Genomic DNA, 15,924 nt, shown 5'->3' with positions numbered 1-15,924 from the left:
CACGGGGATCCGGAGCTCGCGCAAGCCCAACCTCCTCGACGGTCCGTCATATCCGTTTTGTACGCAGGAATCGGGTCACCCCGGATCGACAAATCGTCACCCGGCATCCGGTATCGGCAGGGGCCGCCCCTCGATCGCCGCCGCCATCACCTCCGGGAAGTGATCGGGCGTGCAGGCGAAGGCCGGTGCGCCGAGCGCCGCGAGGGCCGCCGCGTGTTCCCGGTCGTACGCGGGCGTGCCCTCGTCGGACAGGGCCAGCAGCGTCACGAACCGCACCCCCGCGGCCTGCATCGCCGCGACCCGCTTGAGCATCTCCGCGCGTATGCCGCCCTCGTAGAGGTCGCTGATCAGCACGACCACCGTGTCCGCGGGCCGGGTGATCCGCGACTCGCAGTACGCCAGCGCGCGGTTGATGTCCGTACCGCCGCCGAGTCGCGTGCCGAAGAGCACGTCGACCGGGTCGTCGAGCTGGTCGGTGAGGTCGGCGACCGCCGTGTCGAAGACGACGAGCCGGGTGTCGATCGTGCGCATGGACGCCAGCACCGCGCCGAACACGGCGGCGTACACGAGGGAAGCCGCCATCGACCCGGACTGGTCGACGCACAGGACGATCTCCTTCTTGACCGAACGGGACGCCCGCCCGTAACCGACGAGCCGCTCCGGCACGACCGTGCGGTGCTCCGGCAGGTAGTGCTTGAGGTTGGCCCCGATCGTGCGGTTCCAGTCGATGTCGTGCGGGCGGGGGCGGGCGGTGCGGGCGCTGCGGTCCAGGGCGCCGGACAGGGTGGCGCGGGTGCGGGTGACGAGGCGCCTCTCCAGGTCCTCGACGACCTTGCGCACGACGGCCCGTGCCGTCTCCTTCGTCGTGTCCGGCATCGCCTCGTTCAGGGACAGCAGGGTGCCGACGAGGTGTACGTCGGCCTCCACGGCCTCGAGCATCTCCGGCTCCAGCAGGAGCGTGGCGAGCCCGAGCCGGTCGATCGCGTCCCGCTGCATCACCTGGACCACGGGGGACGGGAAGTAGGTCCGGATGTCCCCCAGCCAGCGCGCCACCGCCGGTGCGGAGGCACCGAGCCCCGCCGCGCGGTCCCGGCCCGCCCGTGGGGCGCCCCCTCTTCCGTACAGCGCGGTGAGTGCCCCGTCCATGCCGGCGTCCCGTCCGGAGAGCACGTGGCCGGTGCCGTCGGCCGGGTCACCGCCGAGTACGAGGCGCCAGCGCCGCAGCCGCTCCCGCGCCGCCTCGGCGTCCACCGGCTCGCTCACCGCCCCGCGTCCGGTCGTGGGCCCCGTCATGGGCCCGGTCGTGCGGCCGGTCACGTCTCCGGTCCTGTCTCCCGTCTTGTCTCCCGTCTTGTCTCCCGTGCTGTCTCCCGTCTCGTGTCCGGTCATGTGTCCGCCCCCACCAGGTCGTTGTCGTCCGGCGCCGGGTGCCGGCCCAGCAGCAGCCGGACCACCGGCAGCACCGCGTCGGCCCGCTCGGGGTCGAGGCCCGCCGCGAAGCCCGGTACGCCGGAACCGGCCGTCGTCACCCTCCCCCGCGCCTCCGGTCCGCGTCTGACCAGCTCGCCGAGGCCGCGGCGCACTCCCGGCTCGTAGGCGGAGAAGGTACGGCGCAGCAGGGGCAGTACGTCCGTGAACGCGTCCGCGGGCACGCCGGTCAGCCAGTCGTCGACCAGGGCCAGCAGCCGCTCGTCGTGCAGGAGGAGTATGCCGCCGCCCGGGCCGCCGCCGACGAAGCCCTCGATCCAGGCCGCCGCGTCCGCCGGTGGCGTCCCCGGTGACAGCACCAGGCCCATGAGCCGCGCCGCCTCGTCCGGTGCCAGCTCGCCGTCGTCCAGCAGGAGCCGTACGGCGCGCCCGCGGACGACGCCGGGGACCGTGTCCCGCGCGGAAAGAGTGTGCAGCACGGCTCGCCAGCGGGAGCGCAGGTCGCCGCGGCCCGGCGCGGGGGCGTCACCGAGCAGGCCCACGGCCGTGTGCACGGCGTCCACGTGCCGGCGCATCTCCTCGGCCGCGTCGGCGTCCAGTGCGGCGCAGGCCGCGGGCAGGCCGACGAAGACGCGCTCGGCGAGCCCCGCGGCGACCTCCGCCAGGGCGCCGGTGTCCGTGCCGCGCACGTCGCCGTAGCGCAACGAGCGGACGAGGGCGGGCAGGGCCTGGGCGAGGTGGCCGACGTCCGTGTCGAGCGCGGCCCGGTCGGCGAGTATCCGCATCACCGGCGCGAGCGCGTCCGGCAGTTCGGCCAGCAGGCAGCGTTCGGCGAGCGCGGTGACCTCGGCGAGGTCCCGTGCGGTGACGGCGTCCGCCCGGGCCCTGGCGGTCGCGGCGGACAGCACGGTCGTGCCCCACACCCCGGCCTCGGCCACCCGCACCGACAGCTCCGGCTCCCACCGCAGCCGCCAGGTCTCCCGGAACGTGCCCGTGCTGCGCGACGCGGCCGGCTCGCCCCAGCCGACACCGAGCAGCCGCAGCCGGTGCAGCAGTCTGCTGCGCCCGGCGTCGGTCTCCTTGCGCAGGTCCAGCTCCAGCTCCCGCTCCGGCGCTTCGGGCCGCAGCCGCAGCCGCCGCTGGGCCCGGGTGAGGTCCCGCTGCAACGGCACCGCGGGCGCCCCCGCCGGCACCTCCCCCAGCACGTCGCCGACCACCAGGCGGTGGTGCACCAGCGCCAGTGGCACGTCCGAGCCGTCGCACATCACCGCCCGCACCGCGTCCGTCGCCTCGGTCAGCCCGGGCAGCGGGCGTCCGCGGATCACCGCGAGCGTGTCGGCCAGCCGCGTCGCCTCGATGACGTGGGCCGGGGAGACGATCCTGTCCTCCGCCCGCAGCAGACCGGCCACCTTGGTCAGCCAGCGCTCGACGGGCCGGTCGACCGCGGCGAACAGGTGCCCGTACCAGCCGGGGGACTCGATCCCCGCCCCGTACCCACCCGCCCGGGACAGTCTCCGATGGGTCCAGGGCACCCAGGTCATGTCCACCTTGGTCCTGGGCAGCCCCTTCAGCAGGGCCCGGTCGGCGGCGACGGTGGCCTTGCGGCGCAGCGCGGGCACGTGCCACGCCCCGCAGACCACGGCCACGCCCTCGGCGAACTCCCGTCGCGCCGCCCGGACCTGGAGCCGCATGTGGGCCTCCCGCACGAGGTCCCGTACGTCACCGCCACCCCCCTCGCGATCCTCCCCGCCCTCCGTCCCGCCGTCCTCCTCCGTCTCGCGCAGCGCCGTCATGGCCTCCTCCAGCGCCGTGAACGCTGCGAGCGCGTCCCCCGCTCTCCGGCCCCGGTGCTCGATCACGTCCTCCCACCAGCGCTCGGGGTCGTCGTGCCCGGCGGCCGCGGCGAGGGCGGCGAGCGGATCGCCCCGGACTTCGGCGGGTGCGGTACCTGGCCGGCCGGCCTGGTCCTGATCCTGGTCGTCCGCGTGATCGTCCGCATCGACGTCCGCGTGGCCGTCCGCCGCCCGCCACGCCAGCGTGTGCGTGGCCGGGAGGTCGATGAAGCGGGCCGGGACGTCGTGCTCCAGGGCCCAGCGGACGGCCACCCACTCCGGGGAGAACTCGGCCAGCGGCCAGAACGCCGAGCGGCCCGGCTCGTCCACGGCGTGGGCGAGGAGCGCGACCGGCGGCCGCATGTCCTCGTCGGCGGCCAGCGGGATCAGGGCGTCGGCCTCCGGCGGCCCCTCGATCAGCACCACCCCCGGCCGGGTCGCCTCCAGCGCGGCCCGCACCGCCCGGGCCGACCCCGGCCCGTGGTGGCGTACCCCGAGCAGCAGCGGCCGGCCGCCGGGCTCACCGGCGCCGCCCTGCCCACCCGGCCCGCCGCCCCCGGCCCGGTCAGTACCCTTCACACCGTCCCCCTCGCCTGCGGGTCCAGCTCGAGTCCCCGTCGTCACCCGTGGTGCCGGTCACCGCGGCATCCGCCCGGCCTCGCGTCCGCTTCCCCCTGCCGTTCACGCGGTCACCTCCCGGCAGGCCCGGTAGAAGTCCTGCCAGCCCTCGCGCTCGCGCACGACCGTCTCGAGGTACTCCTGCCAGACGACGCGGTCGGTGCCCGGGTCGCGGACGACCGCGCCGAGGACGCCGGCGGCGAGGTCGCCGGGCCGCAGTACCCCGTCGCCGAAGTGGGCGGACAGCGCAAGACCTCCGGTGACGACGGAGATGGCCTCGGCCGTGGACAGCGTGCCGCTGGGCGACTTGACCTTCGTACGGCCGTCGCTCGTCAGCCCGTCGCGCAGCTCGCGGAAGACGGTGACCACGCGTCGGATCTCGTCGGTGCCGTCGGGCGCCGACGGCAGGTCGAGGGAGCGGCCGATCTGGTCGACGCGGCGCGTGACGATGTCGACCTCGGCCTCGGCGCTCTCCGGCAGCGGCAGTACGACGGTGTTGAAGCGGCGGCGCAGGGCGCTGGACAGGTCGTTGACCCCGCGGTCGCGGTCGTTGGCGGTGGCGATCAGGTTGAAGCCGCGCACCGCCTGCACCTCCTCGCCGAGCTCCGGTATCGGCAGGGTCTTCTCCGACAGGAGCGTGATCAGGGAGTCCTGCACGTCGGCCGGGATACGGGTCAGCTCCTCGACCCGGACGGTCGCGCCCTCCGTCATCGCCCGCATGACCGGACTGGGCACGAGGGCGTCCCGGCTGGGGCCGTGGGCGAGGAGCCGCGCGTAGTTCCAGCCGTAGCGGATCGCTTCCTCCGGGGTACCGGCCGTGCCCTGCACCAGCAGGGTCGAGTCGCCGCTGACGGCCGCGGCGAGGTGCTCGGACACCCAGGTCTTCGCGGTGCCGGGCACGCCGAGCAGGAGCAGGGCGCGGTCGGTGGCGAGCGTGGTGACGGCGACCTCGACGACGCGGCGCGGGCCCACGTACTTCGGGGTGATCACCGTGCCGTCGGGCAGGGTGCCGCCGAGCAGGTAGGTGGCGACGGCCCACGGCGACAGCTTCCAGCGGGCCGGTCGCGGACGGTCGTCCTGCCCGGCCAGCGAGGCCAGCTCGGCCGCGAACGCGTGCTCCGCGTGCGGCCGCAACACCTGTCGCGGCACTTCGGCCCCGGGCGTCCGTTCGACGAATGCAGGCATGGCCGATTCCCCCTCCAGCTAGGCCGGTCCGATCTGCACTCCACGGTGCACCACGCCACTGACAATCGCTCTGACCTGCGGAAATGATCTCGCACAGGCCATTGTCAGTGGGGGGATCTACCTTCGATGGCATGGCTCGGCACGGGGTGCGCCGGGGTGGGGACTTGTGACGAGGGGGCGGTGTGGGGACAGCAGTGCGAGGGCCGGGCGGGGAGGGCGGGCGCGGGTGCGCGGAGGAGGGGACCGCGGGTCCGTCCGCCCCCGCGGCCACATCCGATCCCGGGGCGGCGCGGCGCCGGGCGGAGCGGCGGGCCGAGCGGGCCGAGCGGGTCACCGCGGGCGCGACGGAGCTGGAGCAGCGGCTCGCGGACCTCCTGCGCACCGGCCTGGCCGGCGCCGAACAGGCGGGGTACGGGCTGTGGGAGGAGACGGCGGCCCGCATGGTCGACGCGCAGGCGCCGGGGCTGGCCTCGCGCGTGCGGGATTTGGGCGCCATACCGTCGTCGGGTCCGGGCTGGCCGGTGCGGCTGCTCGAGGAGTGCGCTCTGCTCCACCTGCTCGACCGGGGCTGGCTGGGACGCGAGCGACTGCCGGCCGGCCTGGCGGCGACGGTCCGTTCACGCATGGGTCTGCCCACGTCCGCGGACGGCCCTCCGGTGCGGGACCACTGGCTGGTCCTCGCCCAGTACGACACCGCGGACGCCCGGCTGACGACCCGTCGCGTCTGGCTGTACGGCGCGGAGTCGGACCGCACGGCGCTACTCCTCTCCTACGGCGCCGCGGGCCGGGCGCCCGAGCTGACGCTGCCGGTGGGGACGGCACTGGACGCCGAGATCTCCGCCTATCCGGGTGCGGGGCAGCAACGGGCGGCCCTCGGCCGCCGGTTCGCACCGCCCGAACCCGCGCGGACTCGCCCGCCCGGGGTGTCGACGTCGCAGGCGGCCGTCCGGTACGGCGCGGCCCTCCGCGAGGATCCGTGGCTGGACTCGGTGCCGGTGACCCTGGAGCGGGTGGTCCCCGTACCGGACGGCGACGGCTGGCAACTGGCGGACGCCGACGGTGACACGGCGCTGCCGCTCGCCGGTGCCGGCCGGAACCAACCGGGGCTGTGGCGGCTCGTCGCGTTGGCGGGCGGTGCGCCCGTCACGGTCTTCGGCGAGTGCGGCCACCGGGGCTTGACGCCGCTGACGGCCTGGCCGGCCGGGCCGGGTCCCGCGGTGCCGCTGTGCTGACCCGTCGCGAGCGTTTCGAATCGGAGGCGAACGACATGACCAGGACGCCCGCCCCCACGGACCCGTCCGCACCGGCGCCGGTCACCGTGCCGGGGCCGACCACCGTGCCGGGGCCGACCGCCGAGCCCGGGTTCTCCCCGCCGGCCACCGCGCCCACGCACGCAACGGCACCCGAGTCGGACACCGGCCCCCAGATCGATGCCGAACCCGGCGCCACCTCCCGGGCAACCGCGACCACCGGACCCGATCCCGAAATCGGTACCGTTACCGGTCCCGGTCCCGGTCCCGGTCCCGATGTGTGGGAGGGACTGGTCACCTCGGCGCTGCTCGGTACGGACCGGCGTCCGCCACCGGGTGGCGAGCGCGGGCCTGGTACCGCGGCCGCGTTGCTGGACGCGGCGGCCGCCGAGACCGTCCGCCGCCGCGCCGGACTGCGAGCGGCCCGCGCGGCCCGGCGCCCCGAGCCCGCGCCCAAGGACCCCCGCCCGCCGTTGCCGGCCCCCGCCGCCCGTCGGCTCACGGCGCTGCTCGCCGACCGGCCCGGCGCGGCGGGCAGTGGCCGCAGAGGCAGCGCGCCCGATCTGATGGAGCTGCTGCCCCAGTGGCTGGCGACGGCGAACGCCCGCGGTTTCGCGGCACCGCCCCAGGCGCTTCCGGCGCTGCTGGACGCGGCCCGGGGCCGGACGGACCTGCGGCCCGCGGCACTGAGGTTCGCGGGGCCCCGAGCCCTGTGGCTGGCCCGGCTGAATCCGGACTGGCGGTTCGCCCTGCGCGCGACGCCCGGCGGAGGGACCGCACTCCCGGGGGCCGAGGCGACGGAGCGGGTGCGCGGGCTCTGGGACGAGGGCCTGTTCGCCGAACGGGTCGCCCTCCTGGCGTCCCTGCGCGCCCGCGACCCGGCCGGCGCCCGCGAGCTGCTGGCGTCGACTTGGGCGACCGAGCGGGCCGAGGACCGGCTGATGTTCCTCGACTCGCTGCGGACGGGGCTGGCGGCGGCGGACGAGCCGTTCCTGGAACAGGCGCTGGCCGACCGCAGCCGCAACGTACGGGCCACGGCGGCGGAGTTGCTGTCGGCGCTGCCGCACTCGGCGCTGGCCGCGCGGATGGCGGCGCGGGCCGCGACGTGCGTGTCCCCCGACCGCACCCTCACCCCGCCGGCGATCGCCGTCGAGGCGCCGCACGAGTGCGACGCGGGCATGGAGCGGGACGGCGTGGTGGCCAAGCCGCCGGCCGGGCGGGGGGAACGGTCGTGGTGGTTCGGCCAGTTGGTGGAGGCGGCCCCGCTGGCCACCTGGCCGGCCCGGCTGGCGGGACGCACGGCCGAGGAGATCGTCGCCCTGCCGGTGTCCGACGGATGGCGGAACGAACTGCACGCGGCCTGGTGCCGCGCGGCCGTACGACAGCGCGACGGCGTGTGGGCGAGGGCGCTGCTCGGCGCGCCCACGGCACCGGAGGCAGGCGGTCCGGGCGCGGTCTCCCTGGCCGAGCGGGCCAAACTGCTCGGCACGCTGAGCGCCGGTGAGCGCGCCGAGTGGGTCGCCGGGTTCATCGCGACGCACGGGCTGTCCGAGGCGTTCCAGCTGCTCGGCATGTGCGGCGTGCCGTGGGCCACGCCGCTCGGCCGGGCGGTGGTCGACGCGCTCAACATCGCCCGGGACGCCGGGAGCTACCCGTGGAGCTTCAGCGGCGTCATGGGCCTGGCCGAACGCTGCCTCGACCCCTCGGAGGCGGGCCGGCTCGACGGCCTGCTGGCGATACCGGACGAGCCGGAGGACGCGTCGCCGGGGGCCGGCGGGTACTGGGCGGAGGCGTTCCAGCGGCTCGTCACCACGTTGCGCCTGCGCGCGGCGATGGCCGGGGAACTCGGGGCGGGGTCGTGAGCCCCGCCCGGCAACCGAGGGCTACGCTCCCGCGGGCTCCCGCACGTTCGCCCGGACCCAGTCCACGATGGACGCCGTGGTGGCACCGGGCGTGAAGATCTCCGCGACGCCCTTCTCCTTCAGCGGGGCGATGTCCGCCTCGGGGATGATCCCGCCGCCGAAGACCAGGATGTCCGCGGCGTCCCGCTCCCGGAGCAGCTCGATCACGGCGGCGAAGAGCGTGTTGTGCGCACCGGAGAGGATGGACAAACCGATCGCGTCGGCGTCCTCCTGGATCGCGGTGTCGACGATCTGCTCGGGCGTCTGGTGGAGCCCGGTGTAGATCACCTCCATACCGGCGTCACGCAGGGCCCGCGCGATCACCTTGGCCCCGCGATCGTGGCCGTCGAGCCCCGGCTTGGCCACCACCACGCGGATCGGACCGGCTGCCACACCCATCACTGCCTCCATGAAGCGACTACATCCATCCGTACCGACAAGTACCGCACACTTCACGTCCTCGCGGCGCGGATCCCCGCACCACAGCGTCCGGGGGAAGTGAACGAACGTTATCGCCAGCATCCCGCAACCGGCAGTTTCGCGGTGGATACAGAGGGGGAAATCACACGGTGGGACACGTTCGCCGGGCGCCAACCCAGGGCGCGGCGGCGACACGCGCACGGGGAGCCGTGAGCCACTCGGACTTCATCAGACCCACCGGTCTCTGATACGGCATGCCGTATCACGGGTAGGCATAAACCTCGCAAACAGCACCAGTCACTGGTGTCACGGCGCTCCACGAGGGCACACGGGGGACAGAGGCGTCCCTGCGCGTGCCGACAGGAGGTCGGCCCATGAAGGTCACCACGGCAGCACTGCCCCTTCTCCCGCTCTTCCAGCGTCTCCTGCCCGGGCTCCCGGGACTTCCCGGTCTGCAAGGGCTCCCCAGCCTTCCAGGGCTCCCCGCGGTCCCAGGACTGCCGGAGCTGGCAAGTCTCCCGGGCCGGCTGACCGGCCTCTCCCTGACCCTGCTCAAGGCCAGCGCCCTGGAGGCCGCGATCCTCGCCGGTCACCTCCTCCTCTACCCCTCGGGGATCGTCCAGGAGCGCCACCCGGCCCAGGCCCTGCGCCCGACGGGCGCCCAGGACCCCCAGCCGTCGCCTCCGCCCCCGAGGCTCCCGGCCCCGGCCAGCCCCCCGGTCGTCCTGCTGCACGGCTTCATCGACAACCGCTCGGTCTTCCTGCTGCTGCGCCGCAGCCTGGCCCAGCACGGCAGGCACGAGATCGAGTCGCTGAACTACTCCCCCCTGACCTGCGACATCCGCACCGCGGCCGAGCTGCTCGGACGGCACATCGAGGAGATCTGCGAGCGGACGGGCAGCGAGCGGGTCGACGTCGTCGGGCACAGCCTGGGCGGGCTGATCGCGCGCTACTACGTGCAGCGCCTCGGCGGAGACCTCCGCGTGCGCACGCTGGTGACGCTCGGCACCCCGCACACCGGCACCAAGGTGGTCCCGCTGGCGAACGCGCACCCGATCGTGCGCCAGATGCGCCCCGGATCGGCCGTGATCGAGGAGCTGACCCGCCCGGCACCCGGCTGCCGCACCCGGTTCGTCAGCTTCTGGAGCGATCTGGACCGCGTGATGGACCCGCTGGAGACGGCCTGCCTCGACCACCCCGACCTGAGCGTGCAGAACGTACGGGTGAGCGGCATCGGCCACCTCGCCCTGCCCGTGCACCCCGCCGTGGCCACCGGGATCCGGCAGGCACTCGACACCGCCGGACCGGAGACAGCCGGGCAAACGGACGTGGAACCGGGCAAACGCTCCGGCGGGCTGACCGTCGCCTGAGAACGAAGCAACCCGTTCGGACTCGAACAATTCTCGAACACAAAGCCAAACTCGTGCCCGCCGTCCCCCAAAACACGGCCGATTGCCCGTTTCCTTCGCTCGCGAAACCTGACGAAGATTGTCGTGCCCGTATACCGCCGGGTACAGTCGCCGCACTGCTCTGGCAGCCCCTGTTGTCGAGGCGAAAGAGAAGTTGGTGAACGACCGTCACCCGTCGGGGACAAGGACCGCCCCGGCTTCGGCTTCCGACGCCGCATCGGCGCACTACGCGTCGTACGGCACGGGGGAAGCCCAGTACGGCGACCTCACCACGTACGGCGGCGGCTACGCCTCCACCGGTTTCTCCCCCGGCGCTGCCGACAGCTCGGCCTTCGACGCGGACCCCCTCTTCGGCAGCATGCCCGGCCACTACGCGGGGACCCCCGAGACGACGGGTTCGTACGGCACCGCCCAGTGGTCCACCGGCGGCGAGCAGTCCCCGCACTACGACGCGTACGCGGCCCAGCACCACGCCGCCTTCGACACCGGCGCCTACGACACGACGACGTGGACGGCCGGTTACCAGCAGCACGAAGCCGTACCGCCGCACGGTACGGGCACCGAGGCCACCGGCCAGTGGGACACCGGCGCCTGGAGCCACCCGGACCAGTCCGGCGCTCCGGCCGACGCGACCCAGCAGTGGGCTTGGGGCACGCAGACCTTCGACACCGGCGCCTACGACGCCACGCAGTGGAACACGGGCCCCGCGGCCACCGAAGTGGTCGAGGACCCGGCCGGCCCGGCCGAGCACCCCGTACCGGACGGCGCCGCGCCCGTCGACCACAGCACCGAACCCGGCGCGTACGACGTCGAGTTGGCCGCCACCGGCGAACTCCCCGCCGTGACCGCCCTGCTGGACGACCAGGAAGAGGTCACGCCGGCCGCGCGGATCCCGGCCGCCCGCGCCGGCTCGCGCACCGGCTCCCGCGCCGGGGCGCGCTCCCGTCGCCGTCAGCCCGCCAAGCGCTCCGCACTGCTGACCATCGCCGTGCCGTCGGCCTGCGTGATGAGCGTCGCCGGTATCGCGGCCGCCTCCGTCGGCAGCCTGACCGGCGACGAGGGCACGGAGACCGCGGCGTCCGCGCCGGACCCGGGCAACGCCGAGGCCGCGCCGGTGAAACCGTCCGCCGCCAACAACAAGCTGGACACCCAGCTCACCAGCCTGGCCGCCGGGGCCGACGACTTCGCCGACCGGGCCAGCCGGACGCAGGAGCGCATCGACCTCAAGGCCCAGCAGGACGCCGAGAAGAAGCGCGCGGCGCAGGAAGCGGCCCGCAAGGAACGGCTGCGCCCCAAGTTCGCGCTCCCGGTGGCGCAGCACGGCCTCAGCGCGTACTACGGTCAGGCCGGCATCAACTGGATGTCCGTCCACACCGGCATCGACTTCCCCGTGTCGTACGGGACGAAGGTGATGGCGGCGACCGACGGCACCGTGCGGACGCAGTACAACAGCGCCTACGGCAACATGATGATCGTGACCGCGAAGGACGGCACGGAGACGTGGTACTGCCACCTCTCCAGCTACCAGGTCCCCTCCGGTACGACCGTGAAGGCGGGCGACGCGATCGCCTTCTCCGGCAACTCGGGCAACTCGACCGGTCCGCACCTGCACTTCGAGGTGCGCCCCGCGGGCGGTTCGTCGATCGACCCGCTTCCCTGGCTGCGCAGCCACGGCATCAGCCCGACGTGACGCCGTAACGTCTCAGCGGACCGGCGGGTCGGCCGTCACGGTCGCCGTCAGAGCTTCTCCACCGGCGCATACCGCAGCAGCAGCCGCTTCGGCTTGGTGTCCCCGAAGTCGATCGTCGCCTCGGCGTTGGACCCGGTGCCCTTGACGCCGACCACCGTGCCGAGCCCGAACTGGTCGTGCGTGACGCGGTCGCCGACCGCCAGCGAGACCGTGGGCTGCTCGGCACCGGCCGACCTGCCCGTGGCGAAGCCGGAGGCCCCCGACGCCGAGGACCGGGACCGCGACCGGGACGACGACAGCGACGCCGCCACGCCCGAGACCGGAGCGGAGGGCGCGGGACCGTTCACCCCGGTCCGCTTCCATTCCAGGTGCGGGGCCGGGATCTCCTCCAGGAACCGCGAGGGCGGGTTGTACGACGGCTGGCCCCAGGCGCTGCGCAGCGTCGACCGGGTCAGGTAGAGCCGCTCGCGGGCGCGCGTGATGCCGACGTAGGCGAGGCGCCGCTCCTCCTCCAGCTCCTTGGCCTGGCCGAGGGCGCGCATGTGCGGGAAGACGCCGTCCTCCATGCCGGTGAGGAAGACGACCGGGAACTCCAGGCCCTTGGCGGTGTGCAGGGTCATCAGGGTGACGACGCCGTCGCCGTCCTCTTCGTCGGGGATCTGGTCGGAGTCCGCGACGAGCGCGACCTTCTCCAGGAAGTCGGCCAGGGTCCCGGACTCCTCGCCCTCGGCCTGCTCCTGCTCGAACTCCAGGGCGACGGCCGCGAGTTCCTGGAGGTTCTCGATGCGGGTCTCGTCCTGGGGGTCGGTGGAGGCCTGCAACTCGGCGAGGTACCCGGTGCGTTCGAGGATGGCCTCCAGGACGGTCGCCGGTCCGGCGCCGGACTCGACGACCGTACGGAGGTCCTCCATGAGCGTGTTGAACCGCTTGACGGCGTTCGCGGAGCGCGCGGCCATGCCGTACGCCTCGTCGACGCGCCGCAGCGCCTGCGGGAAGCTGATCTTCTCGCGCTGGGAGAGGGCGTCGATCATCGCCTCCGCGCGGTCGCCGATGCCGCGCTTGGGGACGTTGAGGATGCGGCGCAGCGGCACCGAGTCCTCCGGGTTGGCCAGCACCCGCAGGTAGGCCAGGACGTCCCGGACCTCCTTGCGCTCGTAGAAGCGGACGCCGCCGACGACCTTGTAGGGCAGGCCGGTGCGGATGAAGACCTCTTCGAAGACACGGGACTGGGCGTTGGTCCGGTAGAAGACGGCGACGTCGCCGGCCTTGGCCTCGCCCGCGTCGGTGAGGTGGTCTATCTCGTCGGCGACGAACTGCGCCTCGTCGTGCTCGGTGTCGGCGACGTACCCGGTGATCTGCGCGCCGCTGCCCTGGTTGGTCCACAGGTTCTTGGGACGGCGGGACTCGTTGCGCTCGATGACCGCGTTGGCGGCGCTGAGGATGGTCTGCGTGGAGCGGTAGTTCTGCTCCAGCAGGATCGTCGTCGCGTCCGGGTAGTCCTCCTCGAACTGGAGGATGTTGCGGATGGTGGCGCCACGGAAGGCGTAGATCGACTGGTCGGCGTCGCCCACCACGCACAGCTCGGCGGGCGGCACCTCGGCCTCGGGCGGCACGTCCACGGGGTGCTCCGAGGGCACGCCGACCAGCTCGCGCACCAGCGCGTACTGGGCGTGGTTGGTGTCCTGGTACTCGTCGACCAGGACGTGCCGGAAACGGCGGCGGTAGTGCTCGGCGACGTCCGGGAAGGCGCGCAGCAGATTGACCGTGGTCATGATCAGGTCGTCGAAGTCGAGGGCGTTCGCCTCGCGCAGCCGCGACTGGTACATCGCGTAGGCCTGGGAGAGGGTCTTCTCGAAACCGTCGGCGGCCTGGGCGGCGAAATCCTCCTCGTCGATCAGCTCGTTCTTCAGGTTGCTGATCTTCGCGCTGAACGACTTCGGCGGGAAGCGCTTGGGGTCGAGGTCCAGGTCGCGGCAGACCAGCGCCATGAGCCGCTTGGAGTCGGCGGCGTCGTAGATCGAGAACGACGAGGTGAAGCCGAGCTTCTTCGACTCGCGGCGCAGGATGCGCACGCACGCGCTGTGGAAGGTCATCACCCACATCGCGTTGGCGCGCGGGCCGACGAGCTGCTCGACGCGCTCCTTCATCTCGCCCGCGGCCTTGTTGGTGAAGGTGATCGCGAGGATCTGGCCCGGGTGGACGTTCCGCTCGGCCAGCAGGTGGGCGATGCGGTGGGTGAGCACACGGGTCTTGCCGGAGCCAGCACCGGCCACGATGAGCAGCGGGGAGCCGGAGTGGACGACGGCGGCGCGCTGGTTCTCGTTCAGCCCCTCCAGGAGCGCCGCGGCGTCCAGGGCGGGGCGCGGGGCGCCGTCCCGGTAGTGGGTGTCCCGCTCCGGGGGCGCGTCGAACTTCCCGCCGAACAGATCGTGCGGAACCGGCTCCGGTCCGTGATCGTCCTCGGGCGGCGGCGGAGGTTCCTCCTCGTGACCCCGGGGGGTCTGGAGGCTCGCCAGGAAGCTGTCGTCAAAGAGGCTGCTCATCGCTCTCCGAGTCTAGGGCGCCCCACCGACAACCCGGTGCCACCCCGGAAAATGCCCACCGCTCCCGGGCGCGGGCACGCCCTGCGACCAGCGGGACCACGAAGAGTGACGGCCATTACCGCCCCGGGGGCGCCCGAACAAAAGGTCACGAAAATGTATCGGGCATATCACCCACCAACCTTCACAGCGGCCACACGAGTTGGCTACGGTGCGGGGCAGGCCGCTCGACCCCCTCCGGCGAACCTCGCCGGTCCGCGCGGCCTCCGCCGAGTCCGGTGCGCCGCACGGCAGCCGGAGCCGGGGACCCAACCGAGAACTTCGGGGTGAATCGGCGACACCGCCCTCCATGAGGGACGGAGGCGCCGTAGGGCAACCCTTCCATGCCACACCGCCCGAACCCGACAGCTAACCCGGTAGGCGGAGCACTGGAAGGAGTCGCCTCCTTGGCGTCGCACCGCAAGTCGCGTCCCACCGGTACCCGCGTCGCGGGCATACGGACCCCGGCCCTCGCCACCGCGGCCCTCACCTCCGTCGCCCTGCTGTCCCAGACGGCCAGCGCCACGCCGTCGGACGACCGGCCGACCCTGGAGGAGGTCGAGAAGAAGGTCGACGACCTGTACCGCCAGGCCGGGTCGGCGACCGAGAAGTACAACGCGGCCAAGGAGAAGACCACCAAGCAGCGCAAGAAGGTCGACACCCTCCTCGACGACGTCGCCCAGCGCACCCAGAAGCTCAACGACGCGCGCGAGGAGCTGGGTTCCTTCGCCTCCGCCCAGTACCGCACGGGTGCCTCGGTCCCGGAGACCGCGACGCTGCTGCTCGCGGACTCGCCGCAGGACTACTTCGACCAGAACCAGCTGATGAACCGGCTCACCGGCCGGCAGAAGACCGCCGTCGACGACTACGTCACCCAGCAGTCCGAGACGATGAAGAAGCGCCGGGAGGCCACCGAGAGCCTCGAAACGCTCACCGACTCGCAGAAGGACCTCAAGACGGCCAAGTCGACCGTCCAGAAGAAACTCGCCACCGCGCGGGAGCTGCTTTCGGAGCTGACCGCCGAGGAGAAGGCCCGGCTGGCGGCGATCGAGAAGAAGAAGCAGCAGGAGGCCGCCCGCAAGGCCGCCGAGCTGGCGAAGCAGCAGGCCGCGCAGGAGGAGGCCGAGCGCAAGCGCCGGGAGGAGGCCGCCCAGCAGGAGAGCGGCTCCGGATCCTCGGGAGGCTCCGGCGGCACCGGTTCGTCGGACTCCTCGGGCTCGTCGACGCCGGGCACCTCGACCGGCACCAAGGCCGACAAGGCGATCGCCTTCGCCCGCGCCCAGATCGGCAAGCCGTACGTCTGGGGCGCGACGGGCCCCGGCTCCTACGACTGCTCGGGTCTGACCCAGGCCGCCTGGAAGGCCGCCGGCGTGACGCTGCCGCGCGTCACCTACGACCAGGTCAACGCCGGCACCACCGTCTCCGTCTCCCAGGCGCAACCCGGTGACCTGGTCTTCTTCTACGACGACATCAGCCACGTCGGCCTGTACATCGGCGACGGCATGATGATCCACGCCCCGAAGCCGGGCGCGTACGTCCGCGAGGAGTCGATCTTCTACGACGGCGAGTCGTCGATCTACAGCGTGGTGCGCCCCGCCTGACCAGCACGGTT

Annotated in this window: 10 protein-coding genes and 1 riboswitch; of the genes, 5 read left to right on the top strand and 5 right to left on the bottom strand. The window is 73.4% G+C overall.

Features of this window, described 5'->3' with window-relative positions:
• Positions 1–96: 96 nt before the first annotated feature.
• The 3 genes from ACFV9J_RS02250 to ACFV9J_RS02240 all read right to left on the bottom strand — a co-directional run bounded on the left by ACFV9J_RS02250 (position 97) and on the right by ACFV9J_RS02240 (position 5,063).
• Complete coding sequence (locus ACFV9J_RS02250) at positions 97–1,293, bottom strand: VWA domain-containing protein (protein WP_385348487.1); 1,197 nt, start codon at positions 1,291–1,293, stop codon at positions 97–99.
• 92 nt (positions 1,294–1,385) lie between these two features.
• Complete coding sequence (locus ACFV9J_RS02245; RefSeq protein WP_385348484.1) at positions 1,386–3,839, bottom strand: DUF5682 family protein; 2,454 nt, start codon at positions 3,837–3,839, stop codon at positions 1,386–1,388.
• Between the two features lie 102 nt (positions 3,840–3,941).
• Positions 3,942–5,063 carry an AAA family ATPase gene (locus ACFV9J_RS02240; protein WP_385348481.1) on the bottom strand — a complete coding sequence of 374 codons (1,122 nt, stop codon included), beginning with the start codon at positions 5,061–5,063 and terminating at the stop codon, positions 3,942–3,944.
• Positions 5,064–5,245: 182 nt separating this feature from the next.
• Between ACFV9J_RS02240 and ACFV9J_RS02235 the strand changes: the two genes are divergently transcribed.
• Complete coding sequence (locus tag ACFV9J_RS02235) at positions 5,246–6,295, top strand: hypothetical protein (RefSeq protein ID WP_385348479.1); 1,050 nt, start codon at positions 5,246–5,248, stop codon at positions 6,293–6,295.
• A 35-nt stretch (positions 6,296–6,330) separates the two neighbouring features.
• On the top strand, positions 6,331–8,175 hold the full coding sequence (locus ACFV9J_RS02230; RefSeq protein ID WP_385348477.1) for a DUF5691 domain-containing protein: 1,845 nt from the start codon (positions 6,331–6,333) through the stop codon (positions 8,173–8,175).
• A 21-nt stretch (positions 8,176–8,196) separates the two neighbouring features.
• Here the strand turns inward: ACFV9J_RS02230 and ACFV9J_RS02225 are convergent, their stop codons facing one another.
• A complete protein-coding gene (locus ACFV9J_RS02225; protein ID WP_003974171.1) occupies positions 8,197–8,613 on the bottom strand; it encodes a cobalamin B12-binding domain-containing protein in 417 nt (138 codons plus the stop codon).
• A gap of 395 nt (positions 8,614–9,008) precedes the next feature.
• Between ACFV9J_RS02225 and ACFV9J_RS02220 the strand changes: the two genes are divergently transcribed.
• Together ACFV9J_RS02220 and ACFV9J_RS02215 are read left to right on the top strand one after the other, a co-directional pair.
• Positions 9,009–10,004 (top strand): esterase/lipase family protein, encoded by a 996-nt coding sequence (locus ACFV9J_RS02220; RefSeq protein WP_385348474.1) that lies wholly within the window; start codon positions 9,009–9,011, stop codon positions 10,002–10,004.
• Between the two features lie 196 nt (positions 10,005–10,200).
• Complete coding sequence (locus ACFV9J_RS02215; protein ID WP_385348472.1) at positions 10,201–11,733, top strand: M23 family metallopeptidase; 1,533 nt, start codon at positions 10,201–10,203, stop codon at positions 11,731–11,733.
• 47 nt (positions 11,734–11,780) lie between these two features.
• On the opposite strand, the gene pcrA is transcribed toward ACFV9J_RS02215, so the two are convergent.
• The gene (gene pcrA, locus ACFV9J_RS02210; protein ID WP_385348469.1) at positions 11,781–14,276 is read right to left on the bottom strand and encodes a DNA helicase PcrA; all 2,496 of its coding nucleotides are present in this window, start codon (positions 14,274–14,276) and stop codon (positions 11,781–11,783) included.
• A gap of 254 nt (positions 14,277–14,530) precedes the next feature.
• A riboswitch (cyclic di-AMP (ydaO/yuaA leader) is annotated at positions 14,531–14,713 on the top strand.
• 6 nt (positions 14,714–14,719) lie between these two features.
• Between pcrA and ACFV9J_RS02205 the strand changes: the two genes are divergently transcribed.
• Positions 14,720–15,913: an NlpC/P60 family protein gene (locus tag ACFV9J_RS02205; protein WP_385348467.1), complete on the top strand. Its 1,194-nt coding sequence runs from the start codon at positions 14,720–14,722 to the stop codon at positions 15,911–15,913.
• Positions 15,914–15,924: the final 11 nt, after the last annotated feature.

This window comes from Streptomyces sp. NPDC059906, assembly GCF_042730645.1.
Taxonomy (GTDB): Bacteria; Actinomycetota; Actinomycetes; order Streptomycetales; family Streptomycetaceae; genus Streptomyces; species Streptomyces rubrogriseus.
Note: the sequence above shows the minus strand (reverse complement) of the source record. Positions and strands in the feature narration are given on the sequence as shown.